At 72.3% G+C, this 20,484-nt stretch carries 11 protein-coding genes and 4 pseudogenes; 5 read left to right on the top strand and 10 right to left on the bottom strand.

The annotated features are described in order from the left end of the window. Nucleotides 1–2: 2 nt before the first annotated feature. From BM536_RS22330 to BM536_RS22300, 7 genes and pseudogenes are all read right to left on the bottom strand, one after another. Nucleotides 3–1,829, bottom strand: a complete 1,827-nt coding sequence (locus BM536_RS22330; protein WP_073497594.1) for a branched-chain amino acid ABC transporter permease — start codon at nucleotides 1,827–1,829, stop codon at nucleotides 3–5. Between the two features lie 5 nt (nucleotides 1,830–1,834). After that, nucleotides 1,835–2,767: a branched-chain amino acid ABC transporter permease gene (locus BM536_RS22325; protein ID WP_073497596.1), complete on the bottom strand. Its 933-nt coding sequence runs from the start codon at nucleotides 2,765–2,767 to the stop codon at nucleotides 1,835–1,837. A gap of 107 nt (nucleotides 2,768–2,874) precedes the next feature. Next, nucleotides 2,875–4,100 (bottom strand): annotated as a pseudogene (locus tag BM536_RS22320) (branched-chain amino acid ABC transporter substrate-binding protein). A gap of 272 nt (nucleotides 4,101–4,372) precedes the next feature. Beyond that, nucleotides 4,373–5,077: a Tat pathway signal sequence domain protein gene (locus BM536_RS22315; RefSeq protein ID WP_073497598.1), complete on the bottom strand. Its 705-nt coding sequence runs from the start codon at nucleotides 5,075–5,077 to the stop codon at nucleotides 4,373–4,375. After that, nucleotides 5,074–5,403 (bottom strand): hypothetical protein, encoded by a 330-nt coding sequence (locus BM536_RS22310; protein ID WP_425444669.1) that lies wholly within the window; start codon nucleotides 5,401–5,403, stop codon nucleotides 5,074–5,076. Before BM536_RS22310 ends, BM536_RS22315 begins: the two co-directional genes overlap by 4 nt. A 230-nt stretch (nucleotides 5,404–5,633) precedes the next feature. Further along, nucleotides 5,634–6,116, bottom strand: a complete 483-nt coding sequence (locus BM536_RS22305) for a PaaI family thioesterase (RefSeq protein WP_073497600.1) — start codon at nucleotides 6,114–6,116, stop codon at nucleotides 5,634–5,636. A 75-nt stretch (nucleotides 6,117–6,191) separates the two neighbouring features. Beyond that, complete coding sequence (locus tag BM536_RS22300; protein WP_073497602.1) at nucleotides 6,192–8,471, bottom strand: FdhF/YdeP family oxidoreductase; 2,280 nt, start codon at nucleotides 8,469–8,471, stop codon at nucleotides 6,192–6,194. Nucleotides 8,472–9,137: 666 nt separating this feature from the next. Between BM536_RS22300 and polA the strand changes: the two are divergent. Then, nucleotides 9,138–11,863: pseudogene (polA, locus tag BM536_RS22295) on the top strand (DNA polymerase I). A 277-nt stretch (nucleotides 11,864–12,140) separates the two neighbouring features. Continuing rightward, nucleotides 12,141–12,518 carry a hypothetical protein gene (locus BM536_RS22290; protein WP_143650952.1) on the top strand — a complete coding sequence of 126 codons (378 nt, stop codon included), beginning with the start codon at nucleotides 12,141–12,143 and terminating at the stop codon, nucleotides 12,516–12,518. 15 nt (nucleotides 12,519–12,533) lie between these two features. Here the strand turns inward: BM536_RS22290 and BM536_RS22285 are convergent. Next, nucleotides 12,534–13,369: pseudogene (locus BM536_RS22285) on the bottom strand (DUF4184 family protein). Between the two features lie 338 nt (nucleotides 13,370–13,707). Between BM536_RS22285 and BM536_RS22280 the strand changes: the two are divergent. The 3 genes from BM536_RS22280 to pgfA all read left to right on the top strand — a co-directional run bounded on the left by BM536_RS22280 (nucleotide 13,708) and on the right by pgfA (nucleotide 16,860). Beyond that, entirely contained in the window at nucleotides 13,708–15,477 is a 1,770-nt protein-coding gene (locus BM536_RS22280; RefSeq protein WP_073497604.1) for a lytic transglycosylase domain-containing protein, read from the top strand. A gap of 234 nt (nucleotides 15,478–15,711) precedes the next feature. Beyond that, the gene (locus BM536_RS39670) at nucleotides 15,712–15,846 is read left to right on the top strand and encodes an SPW_0924 family protein (RefSeq protein WP_107439618.1); all 135 of its coding nucleotides are present in this window, start codon (nucleotides 15,712–15,714) and stop codon (nucleotides 15,844–15,846) included. A 21-nt stretch (nucleotides 15,847–15,867) separates the two neighbouring features. Continuing rightward, the gene (gene pgfA, locus BM536_RS22275) at nucleotides 15,868–16,860 is read left to right on the top strand and encodes a cell envelope lipid trafficking protein PgfA (protein WP_073500143.1); all 993 of its coding nucleotides are present in this window, start codon (nucleotides 15,868–15,870) and stop codon (nucleotides 16,858–16,860) included. Here pgfA and hrpB read toward each other — a convergent pair. Together hrpB and BM536_RS22265 are read right to left on the bottom strand one after the other, a co-directional pair. After that, nucleotides 16,850–19,374, bottom strand: a pseudogene (gene hrpB / locus BM536_RS22270) (ATP-dependent helicase HrpB). The gene pgfA and the pseudogene hrpB overlap by 11 nt on opposite strands. A gap of 153 nt (nucleotides 19,375–19,527) precedes the next feature. After that, nucleotides 19,528–20,352 carry a class I SAM-dependent methyltransferase gene (locus BM536_RS22265; protein WP_073498268.1) on the bottom strand — a complete coding sequence of 275 codons (825 nt, stop codon included), beginning with the start codon at nucleotides 20,350–20,352 and terminating at the stop codon, nucleotides 19,528–19,530. Nucleotides 20,353–20,484 lie beyond the last annotated feature (132 nt).

The following is a 20,484-nucleotide window of genomic DNA, read 5'->3' as shown; positions in this document are numbered from 1 at the left end:
GGTCAGGCCCCTGCCTTCGTGAGGACGGTGGGTGCTTCCGCGTCCTCGTGGAACTCGAGCTGGCGGCGCCGGTTGGGGATGAGGCCCTCAGGGCGGAAGCGCATCAGCAGGATGAGTGCGAGACCGAAGGCGAAGAGCTGGTAGTCGCCGAGGAACTGGAGCTTGTTGGGGATGAGGAAGAGCAGTGCCGCGCCGATGAGGGGTCCGCTGATGGTGCCCATGCCGCCGAGGACGACCGCGGCGAGCAGGAAGGCCGAGTTGGGCGGGATGGGGCCGGCGAACAGGTACTGCTCGGGCGTCACGGTGTAGGTGACGTGGGCCTGGACGGTGCCGGCCAGACCGGCGAGCGAGGCGCCGACGGCGAAGGCGATGAGCTTGACGCGGAAGCCGTTGATGCCCATGGCCAGGGCGGCGGTCTCGTCCTCACGGATGGCGACCCAGGCGCGGCCGATGCGCGAGTCGCCGCTGCGCCGGAAGACCAGGACGACGACGGCGGTGATGAGGAGCATCAGGAAGAAGTAGTTGGCGAACCGGCCGATGGTGAAGCCGGCGATGGCGTGCTCGGCTCCGAAGTCGAACCCGAGGATGTTGAGGTTCGGGATGGAGGAGATGCCGTTGGAGCCGTTGGTGAGATCGGGTCCCGAGGTGCCGTCGAGGTTGTTCGCGGTGATGCGGAATATCTCGCCGAAGCCGAGGGTGACGATGGCGAGGTAGTCGCCGCGCAGCCGGAGGGTCGGGGCACCGATGAGGACGCCGAAGACGAGCGAGGCACCGGCGCCGACCAGGACCGCGGCCCAGAACGGGAAGTGCACGTCGAAGGGCGAGCTGGGGGAGCCGGAGACCAGGGCGGCGGCGTAGGCGCCGACACCGAGGAAGGCCACGTATCCGAGGTCGAGCAGACCGGCGAGGCCGACGACGATGTTGAGGCCGAGGGCGACGGTGCCGAAGATCAGGATGTAGACACCGACGGTGGCGTACTGGTCGTCGGTCTGGGTGAAGGGGAACATCGCCGCCGCGACGAAGGCGCCGCAGATGGTGATGTTCTGGTGCCGGGCGGTGATCTGGGACGCCTGGCTGACGAGCCCGGCCTTGTTGAGCGCGGCGAAGCCGAAGGCGGCCATGATCAGGAAGCCGATGAAGAGTTCGTCGTACTCGGTGCCGATGCCGTAGGTGAAGACGGTGAGGCCGAGGCCGAGGACGGCGACGATGATCAGGATCTCGGCGTAGGAGGGCAGGGTGCCGACCGGGCGGGCGGTGCCGCCGGCGAAGGCTGCCTTGGCGATGTCCCCGCCGGTGCGCAGGCGGTGGCGGAACAGTTCCCAGCCGGTGTCGTCCGGGTCGTGGGGTTCGCGCTCGGGCCGCTCGAAGGGGAGGGCGAGAGCGCCGAGGAGACCGGCCAGCGAGGCGATGGCGGCGACGAAGCCGCCGGGCTCCAGGTTGACGACGCCGCCGAGGTCGACGGTGATCGCCAGGACCGTGTACCAGACGGTGGCGAAGGTGGCGAGGGCGGCGAACTTGATCGCGCCGTCGGCGCCGGCGGGGGTGAGCCAGCGCAGCCCCTTCACGCCGTAGGAGGACAGGCACAGGAGTGTGGTGAGGGCGCCGCCGATGAGGGCGAGCACCTGGAGGCCGCCGGGGTAGCCGTAGACGGTGAGGTCGCCGGGGAAGGCGGACGTCCAGGTCCAGGCGAGGAAGGCGGAGACGACGGTGAGGGCGCCGCCGCCGGTGGCGAGGGCGCGGCCGAGGTGCGGCGGGATGCCGATGAGGCCGGTGGCCGGCCCGGAGGCGGGCGTGCTCGGGATCCCGGGTGCGGTGGTCTGTGTGGTCATCGGTGTCACGCCCTGTCCGCGACGCGCTCGCCGAGCAGGCCCTGTGGCCTGAACAGCAGTACGAGGATGAGAAGTACGAAGGCCCAGACGTCTGCCCAGGACTGGCTGCCGAACTGGTCCATGCCGGGGATGTCGGCGATGTAGGCGGTGGCGAGGGTCTCGGCGATGCCGAGGACGACGCCGCCGATCATGGCGCCGTAGATGTTGCCGATGCCGCCGAGGACCGCTGCGGTGAAGGCCTTGAGGCCGAGGATGAAGCCCATGCGGTAGTCGATCTGGCCGTACTTGAGGCCGTAGGCGACACCGCCGACGGCGGCGAAGGCGGCGCCGAGGGCGAAGGCGACCACGATGATGCGGTCGGTGTTGACGCCCATGAGCTTGGCGGTGTCCGGGTCCTGCGCGGTGGCCTGCATGCCGCGTCCGGTACGCGTCTTCATGACGAAGTAGGCGAGGACGCCCATGCTGATGGGGGCGGCGGCGAGGAGGAAGACGTCACCGGTCTGGATCGTGACGTCGCCGATGTGGAAGGGGCCGCCCTCGATCTGGGGGAAGGTGCGGGCCGACGTGGCCTCCGGGTACCAGGCCCATACCGCCTGCTGCAGGGCGAGGGAGAGGCCGATGGCGGTGATGAGGGGGGCGAGCCGGGGTGCGCCGCGCAGCGGGCGGTAGGCGAACCGTTCCGCTCCGACGGCGACGAGTGAGGCGACCAGCATGGCGCCGATGAGCATGAGCGGCAGGGCGATCCACATGGTCGTGCCGTTGGGCAGTACCCAGAGGTAGACGGAGAGAGCCCCGAAGGCGCCCGTCATGAAGATCTCGCCGTGGGCGAAGTTGATGAGCTGGACGATGCCGTAGACCATCGTGTAGCCAATGGCGACCAGCCCGTACATGGATCCCAGTAGCAGGCCGTTGACCAGCTGCTGCGGCAGTTCGTTCACCGCATGTCCTCCGAGACGTTCGGATGATTTCGACGGATGTGTCTGGATGTGAGTCCGCGCGGGCGCCAGTGGAACAGCGCCCGCGCGGCTCAGGTGATGCGGGTGGGTCAGCCGGTGTAGGTGCCGGACTTGACCGGCTTCCAGGCACCGTTCTCGACGGCGTACACGGTGAGCTGCTTGTTGGTGGCGTCACCGAACTCGTCGAAGGAGACCTTGCCGGTCACACCGTCGAAGGAGACGTTCTGCATGGCGGCGGTGACCTTGGCGCGGGCGTCGTCCGGAAGCTTGCCGTCGTTGTCGTCGACGACCTTCTTCACGGCCTCGATGATCGCCCAGGCCGAGTCGTAGGAGTAGCCGCCGTAGGCCTCGTAGGCCTCCTTGTAGTTCTCGGCCTTGTAGTTGGCCACGAACTCCTTGGCGGAGGGCAGTTCCTCGACCGGCGCGCGACCGAGGTGGCCAGGTCGCCGGCGGCGCTGGCGCCGGCCAGCTTGATGAAGTCGGCGCTGTAGATGCCGTCGCCGCCGACCACCGGGATCTTGGCGCCCGCGGCCTTGATCTGCTTGCTCAGCGGACCGGCCTGCGGGTACTCGCCGCCGTAGTAGACGACGTCGGCGCCGGAGTTCTTGACCTTCGTGGCGATGGCCGAGAAGTCCTTGCTGTCCGGGTTGATGTGCTCGGTGCCCGCGACCGCGCCGCCGAGCTTCTTGAACTCCTCGGTGAAGGTGGCGGCCAGGCCGGCGCCGTAGGTCTTCTTGTCGTCGATGACGAAGACCTTCTTCTTCTTCGCGTCGTTGAACAGGTACTGGGCGGCGAACGGGCCCTGCACGGCGTCCGTGGTCGCGGTGCGGAAGTACGAGTTGTAGACGCGCTTCTTCGAGTTCTGCCAGTCGGTGCCCTGGGTGAGCGCCGGGTTGGTGTTCGCCGGGGAGACCTCGACCAGCTTGGCGTCGTCGAAGACCTTCTGCATCGACTCGGCGACGGAGGAGTTCAGCGGGCCGACCACGCCGAGGACGGACTTGTCGGCGACCAGCTTGGTGGCGTTCTGCTGGCCCGAGGAGGGCTGCGCCTGGTCGTCGAGTGCCTCGATCTTGAAGGTGACGCCTTCGACGAACTTTTCCTTGTTGGCCGTCTTGGCGGCAAGGTCGACAGAGTTCTTGATGCCGAGGCCCAGCGCGGACAGGTCGCCGGTCAGCGGGGCGTCGACGCCGATGGTGACGGTGGTGCCGCCGCTGTCGGAGCCCTTGTCGTCACTGTCGCGCGAGCCGCAGGCGGTGAGGGTGAGTGCTCCCGCGGACAGCGCGGCGGTGATGGCGATAAGTGAACGTTGACGCACGTTCCAGTCCTTTCCCTGGGCGGCCCTCCCCCCTGGAAGAGGCCGAGTCGAGCGCTGTGGCCGAAGGGGTATTCCAGCTGCGCGGTGACTGGCCGTGACTCTAAACGGGTGAAGGTAACGCGGAGGAGGCTCTGGCCCATGATGTGACTCTCTTGTTATGACACGAGGTAATGCAGAGCGGTACTGAGGGGGTGGAACCGGGGAATTCAGACTGATTCGCCCTGTCCGCATGCTGAGAATCCGCAGGACGGGCCCTGGTGACTCCAGGCGTCTCAAGCGTTTTGGTGATTACCGGATTCGTTGCTACAGGCGACTTGTAGGGCCTGGGACAGGTCCTGGGCATAGCGGGAGCCAAGGATGAAACTGTGGACCTGTATTGCGCGCGCATTACGCAGCGTTACGTCCAGGAAAGGCAGCCCGGCGTCCGTCGGCACATTTTCGCAATCCGTCACATGCATCGTGATGACGATCTTGCGCGCGGAACCCGCCGTGGTGCGGAAAGGTGTCCGCGGCGCCGACGTCAGGAAGATCCCGGCGTACGGCTGCGCCAGCCGCGTCGCCGTGACGGGCGGACCCGACTCCACACGGAGCAGCACTTCCAGTGCGAACGTCCGCGGCCGGGTGCCCGGCGGCACCGACAGCGGCCCCAGATACTCGACTTCGACGACCTGTGAAGGGAACCGTGGCTGCGGCGCGGCCTGTTGACGCTCCTGAGGCCACGCCGCCCAGAGCAGTGCGCCGGCGGTCAGGAGGAGGGCGGCCGCCAGTGCTCCGAGTAGGGCCCGGCGGCGCCGCCCGTCACACCCGTGGAATCCGTGGAATCCGAGGCACCCATGGAATCCGTGCCACCCGTGAAATCCGTGGCACCCGTGGCGCAAGGCCGTCCGGCCGCGCGGAGCGCCGGTTTCCGGGGCGTCCTCGGCCTCCCACGCGCGCGTGCCCTCGCCCGGCTCGACCGGGCCGACGCCGCCGCTCACTGCCACGGACCCCCGCCCGGGCCGCCGGAGCGGTACCGGGAAGCACAGCCCTCGCGCGACTGACGGTCGACCAACTCGTCCGCGGCGCGGGCGCCTTCATGCTTCTTCGCGGCCCGCGCGGCGTCCACGACCGACCGCAGGATGTCGTACTGGCCGTTGGACAGCCCCATCGACTGGTAGTCCCCGTACGTGCCGCCCTCCAGCACCTCGCGCGACCAGTGGGCGACGATCCGGGCGCACAGCACCTCGGGGGGAGTGACGGTGGGCGACGGAGTGCTCCGCGCACCCGCCGAGCCGCCGCCCGCGCCGGCGCAGGCCGCCACCAGCACACCCGCCCCGAGGGCGGTTCCCAGCCGCAGCGCGGCCCGGGGCCGACGTTCTGTTGCGGTCCGTCGCGCCGCCCCCGGCCGTCGTGCCGCGCGTAAGCGTCGCGCCGCACCCGGCCAGAGGGGCCCTCCCGTTGCCATGCCCCGACGCTAGGCCGCCAAGGCGCCGGTGGGCAACGGGGGGTGGGTGACGGGCCGGACCGCGGTCGGCGGAGGGGCTGTCGGTGACCTCAGCTCGCGGCCGGCGCGGCGTCGCCGGGGTTCATGTCCCGCAGCAGGCACGTCAGTCGCGCGGTGCACACCCGCTTCCCCGCCTCGTCGCTGATCACGATCTCGTACGTCGCCGTGGACCGGCCCCGGTGCACGGGCGTGGCCACGCCGGTGACCAGGCCGGAGCGGGCGCCGCGGTGGTGGGTGCAGTTCAGGTCGACGCCGACGGCGATCTTGGAGCTGCCGCCGTGCAGCATGGCGCCGACCGAACCGAGGGTCTCCGCGAGCACCGCCGAGGCGCCGCCGTGCAGCAGTCCGTAGGGCTGGGTGTTGCCCTCGACCGGCATCGTGCCGACGACCCGCTCCGCGGACGCCTCGACGATCTGCACCCCCATGCGGGTGCCCAGGTGCCCGGCCGAGAAGAGGGCGCGCAGATCGACGCCGAGCGCCGCGTACTCGTCGATGACCTCTTGCGGGAACTTCACGTGCTGCTGCTCGCCCATCGGGACCTGCTCCGTTCGTCGTGACCAGTGGCGTGACCGTGACCGGTACGGTGACCGTGCCGACTGAGCAAACGCTCAGTCGGTCGCCGATTGTTCCAGACGGACGACGACGGACTTGCTGGCCGGGGTGTTGCTGGTGTCCGCGGTGGCATCCAGCGGCACCAGGACGTTGGTCTCCGGGTAGTACGCCGCCGCGCAGCCCCGAGCCGTCGGGTAGAGCACCACCCGGAAGCCGGGCGCCCGCCGCTCCACCCCGTCCCGCCACTCGCCGACCAGATCCACGTACGAACCGTCGGCCAGGCCGAGCGTGCCGGCGTCCTCGGGATTGACGAGGACGACCCGGCGGCCGTTCCTGATGCCCCGATAACGGTCGTCCAGACCGTAGATCGTGGTGTTGTACTGGTCGTGCGAGCGCAGCGTCTGCAACAGCAGGCGACCGGCGGGCAGCTCCGGGAACTCGACCGGCGCGGCCGTGAAGTTGGCCTTGCCGGTGGCCGTGGGGAAGCGGCGCTCGTCGCGCGGGGCGTGCGGCAGCGTGAAACCGCCAGGGTGCGCCACGCGCGCGTTGAAGTCCTCGAAACCGGGGATCACGCGCGCGATGCGGTCCCGGATCGTCGCGTAGTCCTTCTCGAACTCCTCCCACGGCACCCGGCTGTCCGCGCCCAGCACCCGGCGCGCCAGCCGGCACACGATGGCCGGCTCCGACAGCAACCGCCCGCCCGCGGGCTCCAGCCGGCCCCGGGAGGCGTGCACCATGCCCATGGAGTCCTCGACGGTCACGAACTGCTCACCGCCGTCCTGCACATCGCGCTCGGTACGGCCGAGCGTCGGCAGGATCAGGGCACGCGCGCCCGTGACGACATGCGACCGGTTGAGCTTCGTCGACACGTGCACGGTCAGCCGGGCCCGCCGCATGGCCGCCTCGGTGACCTCCGTGTCGGGGGAGGCGGACACGAAGTTGCCGCCCATGGCGAAGAAGACCTTCGCCTCACCGTCGCGCAGCGCCCGGATCGCCCGTACGACGTCGAAGCCGTGCTCGCGCGGCGGGGCGAAGCCGAACTCCCGCTCCAGGGCGTCCAGGAAGGCCGGTGCCGGGCGCTCGAAGATGCCCATGGTGCGGTCGCCCTGCACGTTCGAATGACCGCGCACCGGGCACACGCCCGCGCCCGGACGGCCGATGTTGCCGCGCAGCAGCAGGAAGTTGACCACCTCGCGGATGGTCGCCACGGAGTGCTTGTGCTGGGTGAGCCCCATCGCCCAGCACACGACGGTGCGCTGCGAGGCGAGCACCATGCGCAGGGCCTCTTCGATCTCGGCGGGCGTGAGTCCCGTCGCGGCGAGCGTCCGGTCCCAGTCGGCGGCGCGGGCGGCCGCGGCGAACTCCTGGTAGCCGTGGGTGTGGTCGGCGACGAACGTCTCGTCGACTGCGCCCTCCGTCTCGAGGATCAGCTTGTTGAGGAGACGGAACAGGGCCTGGTCGCCGCCGATGCGGATCTGGAGGAACAGATCGGTGAGGGCGGCGCCCTTGAGCATGCCCTGCGGGGTCTGCGGGTTCTTGAAGCGCTCCAGGCCCGCCTCGGGCAGCGGGTTCACGCTCATGATCCGCGCGCCGTTGGCCTTGGCCTTCTCCAGGGCGGAGAGCATGCGCGGATGGTTGGTGCCCGGGTTCTGCCCGGCGACGATGATCAGGTCGGCCTCGTAGAGGTCCTCCAGCAGGACGCTGCCCTTGCCGACGCCGATGGTCTCCATGAGGGCCGAACCGGACGACTCGTGACACATGTTGGAGCAGTCGGGCAGGTTGTTGGTGCCCCACTCGCGCGCGAACAGCTGGTACAGGAACGCGGCTTCGTTGCTCGTGCGGCCCGAGGTGTAGAACACGGCCTCGTCGGGGGAGGCCAGGGCGGCCATCTCCTCGGCGACGATGTCGAAGGCACGTTCCCAGGAGACCGGCTCGTAGTGCTCGCCGCCCTCGGGCAGGTACATCGGGTGCGTGAGCCGCCCCTGCTGGCCCAGCCAGTAGCCGCTCCTGTTGCCCAGGTCGGCGACCGGGTGCGCGGCGAAGAACTCCGGAGTGACGCGGCGCAGGGTGGCCTCCTCGGCCACCGCCTTCGCGCCGTTCTCACAGAACTCCGCCGCGTGCCGGTGCTCGGGCTCCGGCCAGGCGCAGCCCGGACAGTCGAAGCCGTCCTTCTGATTGACGCGCAGCAACGTCAGCGCGGTCCGCTTCACACCCATCTGCCGCTGCGCGATCCGCAAGGTGTGCCCGATGGCCGGCAGCCCCGCCGCCGCGTGCTTCGGCTCGACGACCTGCGGCGCGTCCTGAACCGGGTCGGCCTTGGGCGGCTTCGTTGCCATCGCGGCGCTCCTTCACTGACACGGGTGACCACTCCCATCGATCCTCGCACGCGCCACCGACAGGAAGGATGCGCGGACGGCCGGGAGCCGGGAGCAATGGTTGCGGGGGGGGGGGGCGGGCGATAAGCGCCTGCTGCGTGACGAGCTGCCGATGCGGCCGGAGACCTGGCGGAAACCGGCGGGCGGCCCACCGTGACCTGGACGTGGGGAGCCTGCGGGGGTGGTGCGGGCTGCCGTGGGCGTGGAGACGGACTGGGCGTCCAGGCGCCCGGTGCTCCGTGCGTGACGGGCTGCCGGGGTGACCGGCCGAGCCGGGAGCGGTTGCGAAGAAGCTGCCGCCGTCGCGCTTCGGTCGGGGCCCGGCGGCGACGCCCCGCTGAAGGGCCGGCGCACGACTGCCGCTGCGGGCTTCTCTGTGCTGCCCGTGCCGCCCGCACTGCGTCCCGCCTCGCGCCCGCAGGTCCCGCGGACCCGGCCGTGCCCGGCCGTGCCCTGTCCCGGCCCCGGCCCAGGCGCGCCGTCCCGGCCCCGGCGTGCGGCCTCTGCGGGCGTCGCCCGAGCGGGGGTGTTCACACGCCGTGCACGGCGTACCGTCCCGAGGCTCCGCACAGTCGCCCGAGGCACACGTGGATCGGAGTGTCAGTGGGGCGTGGCAGGATCGGGGGCGTGGCAGAAACAGCATCGAAGAAGACCGAGAACACCTCCGGCGCCGAGCGGCCCCGCCTGATGCTCATGGACGGGCACTCGTTGGCCTACCGCGCGTTCTTCGCGCTGCCCGCGGAGAACTTCACCACCGCGACCGGCCAGCCGACGAACGCGATCTACGGCTTCGCGTCGATGCTGGCCAACACCCTGCGTGACGAAGCGCCGACGCACTTCGCGGTGGCCTTCGACGTCTCCCGCAAGACCTGGCGCTCCGAGGAGTTCACCGAGTACAAGGCGAACCGCTCCAAGACCCCGGACGAGTTCAAGGGGCAGGTCGAGCTGATCGGTGAGCTGCTCGACGCGATGCACGTGTCACGGTTCGCGATCGACGGCTTCGAGGCCGACGACGTGATCGCCACACTCGCCACCCAGGCCGAGGCCGAGGGCTTCGAGGTGCTGATCGTCACCGGCGACCGCGACTCCTTCCAGCTCGTCAGCGAGCACACGACGGTGCTGTATCCCACGAAGGGCGTCTCCGAGCTGACCCGCTTCACCCCGGAGAAGGTCGTCGAGAAGTACGGCCTGACGCCCGCCCAGTACCCCGACTTCGCGGCCCTGCGCGGCGACCCGTCCGACAACCTGCCGGGCATCCCGGGCGTCGGCGAGAAGACGGCCGCGAAGTGGATCAACCAGTTCGGTTCGTTCGCGGACCTGGTCGAGCGGGTCGACGAGGTCAAGGGCAAGGCCGGGCAGAACCTCCGCGACCATCTGGAGTCCGTCAAGCTCAACCGCCGTCTGACGGAGATGGTCCGCACCGTGGAACTGCCCGGCACCGTCCTCGACCTCGAGCGCGTCCCGTACGACCGCACGGCCGTGGCGATGATCCTGGACACCCTGGAGATCCGGAACCCGTCGCTGCGCGAGCGGCTGCTCGCCGTCGACCCGGGCGCACAGGAGGCCGAGGCGGCCCCGGTCGTCGCACCCGGCGTCGCGCTGGACGGCACGGTGCTGGGCACGGGCGAGCTGACCGGCTGGCTCACCGAGCACGGCGCCGAGCCCCTCGGCGTGGCCACCGTCGACACCTGGGGCCTGGGCACCGGCTCGGTCGCCGAGGTCGCGCTCGCCGCGGCGGGCGGACCGGCCGCCTGGTTCGACCCGTCGGAGCTGGACGAGACCGACGAGAACACGTGGGCCGCCTGGCTGGCCGCCGAGGACCGCCCCAAGGTCCTGCACAACGCCAAGGGCGCCATGCGGGTCTTCGCCGAGCACGGCTGGAGCGTCGCCGGTGTCTCCATGGACACCGCCCTGGCCGCCTACCTGGTCAAGCCGGGCCGCCGCTCCTTCGACCTGGACGCGCTGTCGCTGGAGTACCTGGGCCGGGAGCTGGCCCCGCCGCCGCGGCCGACGGTCAGCTCGCCTTCGGCTCGGACGACAGCGCCGAGGCCGACGCCCTGATGGTGCAGGCCCGCGCGATCCTCGACCTCGGCGAGGCCTTCCGGGGCCGGCTGGAGGAGGTCGGCGCGGCGGATCTGCTCCAGGACATGGAGCTGCCCACCTCCGCCCTCCTCGCCCGCCTGGAGCGGCACGGCATCGCGGCCGACCGGGCCCATCTGGAGGCCATGGAGCAGATGTTCGCGGGCGCCGTCCAACAGGCCGTGAAGGAGGCGCACGCCGCCGCCGGGCACGAGTTCAACCTCGGCTCGCCCAAGCAGCTCCAGGAGGTCCTCTTCGGCGAGCTGGGCCTGCCGAAGACGAAGAAGACCAAGACCGGTTACACGACGGACGCCGACGCCCTGGCCTGGCTCGCCGCCCAGACGGACAACGAACTGCCGGTGATCATGCTCCGGCACCGTGAGCAGGCCAAACTCCGCGTCACCGTCGAGGGCCTGATCAAGACGATCGCCGCCGACGGCCGTATCCACACCACGTTCAACCAGACGGTCGCCGCGACCGGCCGCCTGTCGTCCACGGACCCGAACCTCCAGAACATCCCGGTCCGTACCGACGAGGGCCGGGCGATCCGGCGCGGGTTCGTCGTCGGCGAGGGCTTCGAGTCCTTGATGACGGCCGACTACAGCCAGATCGAACTGCGGGTGATGGCGCACCTCTCCGAGGACGCGGGCCTCATCGAGGCCTTCACCTCCGGCGAGGACCTGCACACCACGGCCGCCTCCCAGGTCTTCGGCGTCGAGCGGGACGCCGTGGACGCGGAGATGCGCCGCAAGATCAAGGCGATGTCGTACGGACTGGCGTACGGGCTGTCGGCTTTCGGTCTGTCCCAGCAGCTGAACATCGAGGCGGGGGAGGCCCGCGCCCTGATGGACGCCTACTTCGAGCGCTTCGGTGGCGTACGGGACTATCTGCGCCGGGCGGTCGAGGAGGCACGGGCGACGGGCTACACGGCGACGCTGTTCGGGCGCCGCCGCTACCTCCCCGACCTCAACAGCGACAACCGTCAGCGCCGCGAGGCGGCCGAGCGCATGGCCCTCAACGCGCCCATCCAGGGCACTGCGGCGGACATCGTGAAGATCGCCATGCTCAAGGTGGACGCGGCCCTGCAGAAGGCGGGCCTCACGTCCCGGATGCTCCTCCAGGTCCACGACGAGATCGTGCTGGAGATCGCTCCCGGCGAGCGGGCGGCCGTGGAGGAACTGCTCCGCCGCGAGATGGCCGGCGCGGTGCAGCTCAGGGCCCCCCTGGACGTCTCGGTGGGCGCGGGCCCCGACTGGGAGTCGGCAGCCCACTAGCCCCGGGCAGAGCCCAACGGACCCGAAGGGACCCCGCCGGCAGCGGCGGGGTCCCCTTTCCCTTCTCCGCGCGGAGCCCGAGCGTCTCCGCGCGGAGCCGGAGCCCGGCGCATCCCCGCCCGGAGCCCGCCGCGCGGCTCCCGTGCCGCTCCCACCGCGGCACGCACCGGGTCGCTCACCCTGCCCCGTCACCCCGCGTACCATCCCCCGGAGGGCCCTCACCCGCGTGGCCCCCGAGAAGGCGCCCTCGCGGGTCCGCGCCCGCCAGGATGCGGCCATGGGTATACGCCTGCCTCACCGCCGGAAGGCCCCTGTACGCGTCCACTCCGCGGCCACCGCCGAAACGCCGGCCGGCCACGACGGGACGCCCCACCGGCGACCGCTGCCCGCCCTCGCGCCCGGCGCGGCCACGTCCCGCGTCCCCGGCACCCCGCTCACGGCGGTGCGCGAGACGGTCGTACGTCTCCGCCGCCGGGCCGTCGCCCTCCTCACCCGCCCGGCCGGTGTCCGGCGGCTCGGGGCCGAGCGTGCCCGCGGCCACCTGACCCTCGCCCTCGGCGCCCTGCGCCGACTGCGGAGGCCGCGCGCGGGACGCCGTATCAGCGTTTTCGCGGCGCGCGCCGAAATGGGCGCGGACCGGTTCGGCGCGTGGTGAACCGGGCCACCCGGCTCATCCGACCCCCACCTCGTCCCGCTGCCGCAGACCGTCTCCCGCCCGCCGCCACATCCGCACCCCGCACGCGTACAGCAGGACCCCCAGCAACAGTCCCGCCCCCGCCCCGAAGCACAGGGTGGGGATCAGTTCGTACGGCTTGGCGCTCGGGCCCCAGTACTCCCACCAGCGCAGCGCCCGGCGGGCCGCTGCGGTCAGGGCGCAGCCGCCGATCAGGGCCGCGGCCCACCAGCGGTCGCGCGCCGACAGCACCGGCACGCGAGCGGCTCCGAGGCGGGGGTCCGGCGCAGCGCGTGCGTGACGAACGTGGCGATCACCACCGCCGCGACGGCCGAACCGCCGTACTGGAGGTACCAGTACAGCGGCGAGCCCGCGATCGTCTCGCCGAGGACGGGGAACATCCGCATGCCCCACCGGTCCAGGTGGGTGAAGGCGTCCCAGACGACGTGCGTCAGCGCGCCGAGGACCGCGGAGACGTACCACCACGCCACCGTGGACGGCCGGACACGCGCGCGTGGCGCCCCGCAGCGCGTCAGGACGGCCGTACGGCCCTGCCGTGCCCGTGGCAGCAGCGCCACGAGCGGCTCGCGCACCAGCAGCCACAGCCCCACCAGCGCCCAGGCGAGGAGCACGTCGACGGTGAGGACGCCGGTGAAGGAGTGCGTGACATCGCCGAACTTCATCGCCTCGGACAGGACACTCGCCGCGTAGTAGGTCATGTCGGGAGCGAACGATCCGGCGACGAGGACGGCCGGCACCAGGCGTCCGCGGCCGGTGCCGTCGGTGCGCACGGCGGGCAGCACGGCCGCCGCGTGACTCAGCGTGAACGGCAACGAGGCTCCTCGGCGCGGGTGTTGCCGGACCGGCCGGCTCGGACATCGACGGTCCGATCAGTATGCGGGATGCCTCCGGCGCCCCCACGGCACATGGAGGGGTGGTGAACAGGGTGCTCGAACGGGTGCCGGTCACAAAGAAGTTGTCGTAGGGTCGCCAGGGCCGCCGCCGTACGAGGGGCGGTCGGACAACGAACAGATCGGCGCAAACCGCCCGCGAACGCGACCGTCGCGGCCGGTTGACCGTCCCGCACGGGACGATTGAGGCAAGGCGTCCCACGGGACGGGCTAGACAGACGAAGACGGGCGCTCGAGTGTCCACGGGAGGGGTTCACTTCATGTCGGCGCAATTCGGCAGCAGGCTGCGCAAGGGTGCGGTCAACACCACCGTGGCCGCACTGGCGGTCGCGGCTCTGGCCGCCTCCCAGGCACCCGACGTCACGGCCGACGGCGCGGGCGGACGCACCGCCGCGGACTCGCCGTCCGTCGGCACCGGCTCCGCGACCGGCGCCGACGAGAGCGCCACCGGCAACTCGCCGTACTACACGGACCTGCCGCCGCTGAACAGCCCCGTCCCGGCGCCGAGCCAGAGCACCGGCACAGGTCCGGTCGCCACCGGCGGCACGGAGGCCGGCATCCCCGCGACCGTCCTGGACGCCTACAAGAAGGCCGCGGCGTCGCTCGCCGGGTCCAAGCCCGGCTGCAACCTGCCCTGGGAACTCCTCGCCGCCATCGGCAAGGTGGAGTCCGGCCACGCCCGCGGCGGAAACGTCGACGCCGACGGCAAGACCCGCTCGGCGATCCTCGGCCCGGTCCTCGACGGCAACGGCTTCGCCAACATCAGCGACACCGACAACGGCGCCTTCGACGGCGACACCACGCACGACCGCGCCGTCGGCCCCATGCAGTTCATCCCGTCCACCTGGGAGTGGGCGGGCCGCGACGGCAACGGCGACGGCGCGAAGGACCCCAACAACATCTACGACGCCGCGCTCGCCGCCGGTCACTACCTGTGCCGCTACAGCTGGGACATGTCCACCGACGCCGGCCTGCGCAGCGCGATCCTGAGCTACAACAACTCGACGGACTACTACAACACCGTCGTGTCGTGGCTGGAGTACTACCGCAAGGGCACGCACGAGGTCCCGGACGGCACCGGCACCCTGCCGGACAACCGCAGCGACGAGAGCAGCGGCGGCGGCACGACCACCTCGCCGTCCCCGTCCCCGTCGCCCACGCCGCCCCGGACGACCCCGCCCAGCACGCCTCCCGCCACGCCCCCTCCGGCGACCACCCCGCCGTCCACCACGCCTCCCGCGACGACCCCGACCGACTCGGTCCACCACCTGGAGGACGCGGGCACGGCGAAGCTCGCCGCCATGGCGGGCGACGCGTTCGGCGACCGGATCAGCACCCGCACCGAGACCAAGGCCGGTACGGGCGTCGCCAAGGTCCGGGTCCGCTTCACGATCGTCGGCGACACCGACGCCACCTTCACGGGCGGCGAGAGCGTGGCCGCGGTCATCACCGACAGCCGGGGCATCGCCACGGCCCCCACCCTCCGGGCGGGCGAGAAGACCGGCGCCTTCACGGTCCGCGCCACCGTCGTGGGCCGTACGGTCGCGGCCGTGAACTACTCGGCCACGGTCACCGCGCGTGCCGCCGACGCCCTGGCCCGCACCGGTTCGGCCGCCCTGACCTGCGTCGCGGGCGGCGAGTTCGCCGACCGGGTCGAGGTCAAGGCCACCTACAAGGGCGCCGCGGCGGACAAGGTCGCGGCCACCGCCACGCTCGTGAAGTCGGCCGACGACCCGACCGCGAACGACAAGGGCCCCTACTTCAAGGACGCCGCCGGCAACCCCGTCCGCACCCTGACGGACCTCCGCACGGACGCGAACGGCCTGCTGACGCTCCCGAAGCTGTACGCGGACGACACCGCCGGCACGTTCCTGCTGCGCGTCACCACCGAGGGCGGCGCCACCCTCACGGTCGAACTGACCGTGACGGCGGCCCCGTCGCCCACGCCGACCCCGTCGGACACCCCCTCCGGCACCCCTTCGGAGAGCACCTCCCCGAGCCCGTCCGAATCGACGACGACCGGCTCGTAATCCACCTCGGCGGCCTCTCGCCACCACGCCCGCAGCGACTCCGCACCACGTCGCGCACCACCGACGGCGCCCCGCTCCCCGCGAGCGGGGGCGCCGCCGACGCGCCCCGCTCCCGCGAGCGGGGCGCCGTCGGTGGTGCGCGACGTGTTCTCATCTGGCTCGCCCGTTGCTACGGTGCCCGACCTGACGACCCATCAGTTCCGGTGGAACCTCCGACCCCCGCGGGAGGCCCGTATGCGCGCCCTGATCGCCGCCGCGACCGGCCTCGCCCTCGCGCTCGCCCTGGTCCTCACCCTCACCGCCCTGGGCACCCCGACCGGCGAGACCTCCCCGAAACCCCTGCTGACGACAGTGCCCGCTCACCCGTAACCGCCCGGGAGGGAGGCCGACATGCGCCGCAAGGCCGGCCTGATCCTGCTCGCCCTCGCCGTGTTCTTCGCGGCACTGTCCCCGCTGCTGCGCTGGTACGCCTTCCCGCGCCTGGCCAAGGTCCCCGCCCACGCCTACCAGGACATGGTCCTGGAGGCGCGGAACGCCACCCTCCTCGACTACGGCACGATGACCGCCCGCACCGTCCCCAAGGTCACCATCGTGCAGACCCTCAAGGGCAACGTGGAGGAGTCGGAGCGGATAGAACGGACGGCGGGCCGCGACGTCGTCGTCTGGGACGGCCTGTCCTACGTCCAGGGCCCCGACGGCAAGATGGTCTCCCGCATCCCCGAGCGCTACATCTTCGACGCCCACACCCAGGAACCCGTCCACGCCACCGGGGAGATGGTCGACGGCACCCCCGTCCGCCGCGAGGGCCTGGAGTTCAAATGGCCCTTCCGCACGGAGAAGCGCGACTACGAGTACTTCGACGCGCAGGCCCGTGTCACCGCCCCCATCCACTACAAGGGCACCGAGAGGTTCCGCGGCCTGGAGGTCTACTACTTCGAGCAGACCATCCCCTGGACCCAGGTCCCCATGCCCAGGACGATGCCCGTCGCCGGCATCACCCCGGAGACCGTCGCCAGGACCGGCACCACCCGCTGGTACACCACCGTCCGAAAGTTCTGGGTCGAACCCGTCACCGGCGCCCCCGTCTACGGCGAGGAGATCCACCAGGAGGAACTGCGCGGCGGCACCCTCCTCGGCGACCGCGACAGGGTGACGGCCTTCGCCGGCCACGTGAAGATGCGCGAGGACTACATCGAGCACACCGTCGACCTGGTCGGCGCCAACCGCACCCTGGTCCTGCTGATGACGTCCTACCTGCCCTGGGGCTTCCTCACCCTCGGCGTCCTGCTCCTCGCCCTCGCGCTGTACCTGGAGGCCCGCGGCCGTCGCCCGGCCGGCCCGGAGCCGGCCCCCGCCGCCGGCGCCGAACCGGTCACCGCCTGAGCCGCGCATTGGTGTGCCGGGTCGGCTGGGCACCGGCCGGGTCCTCCGGCCACGGATGCTTGGGATAGCGGCCCCGCAGTTCCGCCCGTACGCCCTTGTAGCCGTCCTTCCAGAAGGAGGCGAGGTCGGCGGTCACGGCGGCGGGCCGTCCGGCGGGGGACAGCAGGTGCACCAGCAGCGGCACCCCCGCCACGCGCGGCGACTCCTGGAGCCCGAACATCTCCTGGAGCTTCACCGCCAGCACCGGCTGTCCGGGGTCGGCGTAGTCGATCCGGATTCCGGACCCGCTCGGCACCGTGATCCGCTCCGGCGCCAGCTCGTCCAGCCGTGCCGCCTCCCCGGACGCCCAGGGAAGCAGCCGCGCGAGCGCCTTCCCGGCGTCGATCCGCGCCAGGTCGCCGCGCCGCCGGGCCCGGCTCAGCTCGGGTTCCAGCCACTCGTCCACGCGCGCGTGCAGCGCCGCGTCGGAGACGTCCGGCCACGGCTCCCCGAGACGCGCCCTCAGGAAAGCCAGTCGCTGCCGCAGCACCCGCGCCTCCGCCGACCACCGCAGCAACCCCGGCCCCTCCTCCCGCAGCCCCTCGAGCAGCGCCTCCCGTACGAGTCCGGCGTCGGCGTCCCGCAGCGGCCGCGCCGCCAGCTCCACGGCGCCGAGCCGCTCGACCCGCCGGGCCACCACGTCCCCCTCGGACCAGTGGACCTTCTCGCGGGTGTCGAGCAGCGTGCCGGCCGCGAACCGGGCGACCTCCTCGTCGACGACCGCCGCGAGCTGCACGCGCGCGTGCCCCTTGCCGACGGGCCGGTCGGCGACGGCGACCGCGAGCCACGGGGCGCCGCGCAGCGCCGACCCGTCACGCACCTCGGCCCGCGTCCCGGACACCATGAGGCAGGAACCGCCGTCGGCCCTGGCGACCCGCTCCGGGAAGGCGAGGGCCGCGACGACACCGACCCGGCCCTCCTCGCGCGCCAGTGCGGAAGGACCCGCGACGGCCCCCTCCGCCGGGCCGGAGAACTCCGCCGCCACGGCCCGCAGCCGCCGTACCTCCGTCCGCCAGCGCCCCGCGTACGCGTCCCCGCCGCGCCGGGCGGCGCGCAGGGCCGCCGCGAGGTCGTCGCCGTACTCCCGCGGAGCCTCCTCGCTGAGCAGCGCGACCACCTCCGCGGCCCGCTCCGCCCCGATCAGCGACGCCCCGTCGAGCAGCGCCCGGCCCAGCCGCGGGTGCAGCCCGGCCCGCGTCAGCCGCACCCCGCGCTCCGTGGCCCGGCCCGCCGCATCCACCGCCCCGACCGCCCTCAGCAGCCGGCCCGCCGCCGCCACGCCCCGCCCGGCGGAGGGTCCAGCAGCGCGAGCCCGGACGCCCCGGGATCGCCCCAGCAGGCCGCCTGGAGGGCGAACGCCGTCAGATCGGCCACCTTGATCTCCGGCGACGGGAAACGCGGCAGACGGGCGTTCTCCGCCTCCGCCCAGCACCGGTACACCGTGCCCGGCGCCTCACGCCCGGCCCGGCCGGCCCGCTGCCGTCCCGCCGCGAGGGACGCCCGAACCGTCGCCAGCGCGCTCAGCCCGCGCGCGTGGTCCACCCGCGGCTCCCGCGCCAGTCCCGAGTCGACGACGACCCGCACGCCCGGCACCGTCAGCGACGACTCGGCGACCGACGTCGCCAGGACCACCCGGCGACGCTCCCCCGGAGCCAGCACCGCGTCCTGCACCGCGGCCGGCGCCCGACCGTGCACCTGGAGCACGTCCACCCCGCCCAGGTCCCCGAGCCAACCCGCGACCCGTGCGATCTCCCCGACCCCCGGCAGGAAGCACAGCACGTCCCCCGACCGCTCCTCCAGCGCCCGCCGCACCACCGACGCGACATGCGCGAGCAGCGCCTGATCCACCCACATGCCGTGCGGCGGCCGTACCGGCCGGACCGGAGGCACCCACACCACCTCGACGTCGTACGACGACCCGTGGGCCTCGACCACCGGCGCACCGCCCAGCAACCGGGACCAGCTCTCCGTGTCGGTCGTCGCCGACGCGGCGACCAGCCCCAGTTCGGGGCGGAGCGTCTCGCGCACGTCCCACAGGAAGGCCGCGGCCGTGTCCGCGTCCAGATGCCGCTCGTGGCACTCGTCCAGCACCACCACGTCGACCCCGGTCAGCTCCTGGTCGCGCTGGAGACGCTGGAGCAGCACACCGGTGGTGACGACCTCCACGCGTGTGTGCCGCCCGACGACGCGCTCGCCGCGCACCGTGTACCCGACGCTCTCCCCGGTCCGCTCACCGAGCAGCCACGCCATCCGCCGGGCCGCCGCCCGCGCCGCGATCCGCCGCGGCTCCGCCACGACCACCCGCCGCACCGGCCCCTCGCCCACCAGCCCGGCCAGCGCCAGCGGCACCAGCGTCGTCTTCCCGGTGCCGGGCGGCGCCGCCAGCACGGCGGTCCCCTGCCCGGCCAGGGCGTCGTGCAGCGCGGGCAGGGCGGCCCGTACGGGCAGCGCGTCCAGGGCGTCGTAACGGATCACGCCACCCAGTGTCGTACGCCAGGGGAAGCACCCAGACACGCGCGCGTACAGAAGTACCCACGCACGCGCGTACCGGCTCCTTGCACGCACGCACGCCTTTACGCGCGTGCGTGCGTGCTAGGACCAATGAAAAGGACGAAGGGGCTGCCCGGACTAGTCCCGCTCGCAGACGAAGATCGCCGTGCCCGGGATCAGACCGCCGCGCAGCGGTGACCAGCCGCCCCACTCCGCCGTGTTCCAGACCGGCCACTCCGGCTCGACGAGGTCCACCAGCCGGAAGCCCCCCGCCACGACGTCACGGACCCGGTCGCCGATCGTCCGGTGGTGCTCGACGTACACCGCCCGGCCCTCGTCGTCCTGCTCGACGTACGGCGTGCGGTCGAAGTACGACGAGGCGACGGACAGGCCCTCGGGGCCCGGCTCGTCCGGGAAGGCCCAGCGGATCGGATGGGTCACCGAGAAGACGAAACGCCCGCCCGGCCGCAGCACCCGGCGCACCTCCTTCAGGACCAGCACCGGCTCGGCGACGAAGGGCAGCGCCCCGTACGCCGAGCAGGCCAGGTCGAAGGAACCGTCCGCGAACGGCAGGACGGCCGCGTCGGCGCACACCAGCGGGAACGCCGCGCCGATCCGCAGCGCGTGCTGGAGCTGGCGGTGGGAGACGTCCAGGGCGACCGGACGGGCCCCCTGGACGGCCAGCCAGCGCGCGCACTGGGCCGCGCCGGCCCCGATCTCCAGGACCGCCTTCCCCTTCAGGTCCTCCGGTGGGCCGAGGAGCTCGGCCTCCACCTCGTCCAGGCCCTCGGGACCCCACACGAAGCGGTCGTCGCCGAGGAACGTGCCGTGCTCGATCTGGTACTCGTCCGCGTTGCGGTCCCACCAGCCGCGGTTGGCGCGGGCGCTCTCCGCCACACCGGCCGCGCGGCGGGTGGCCTCCGGCTCGGACGTCGGCTCGGACGATACGGGCTCTTGGATGATCGGCTCCCTCGTCGTACTCTTCCGTCCAACCCGCCTCGGGAGGCGCCGTCACGGTGTTCCCGAGAGGGCCGTCCCGCGGCCTGCGTGGCCTCGGAAGAGAGGTTGTGTGCCGGTATTGGGGCGATCCGCCCC

It is taken from the genome of Streptomyces phaeoluteigriseus (genome assembly GCF_001896135.2).
Taxonomy (GTDB): Bacteria; Actinomycetota; Actinomycetes; order Streptomycetales; family Streptomycetaceae; genus Streptomyces; species Streptomyces phaeoluteigriseus.
This window is presented reverse-complemented; position numbering and strand designations above follow the sequence as displayed.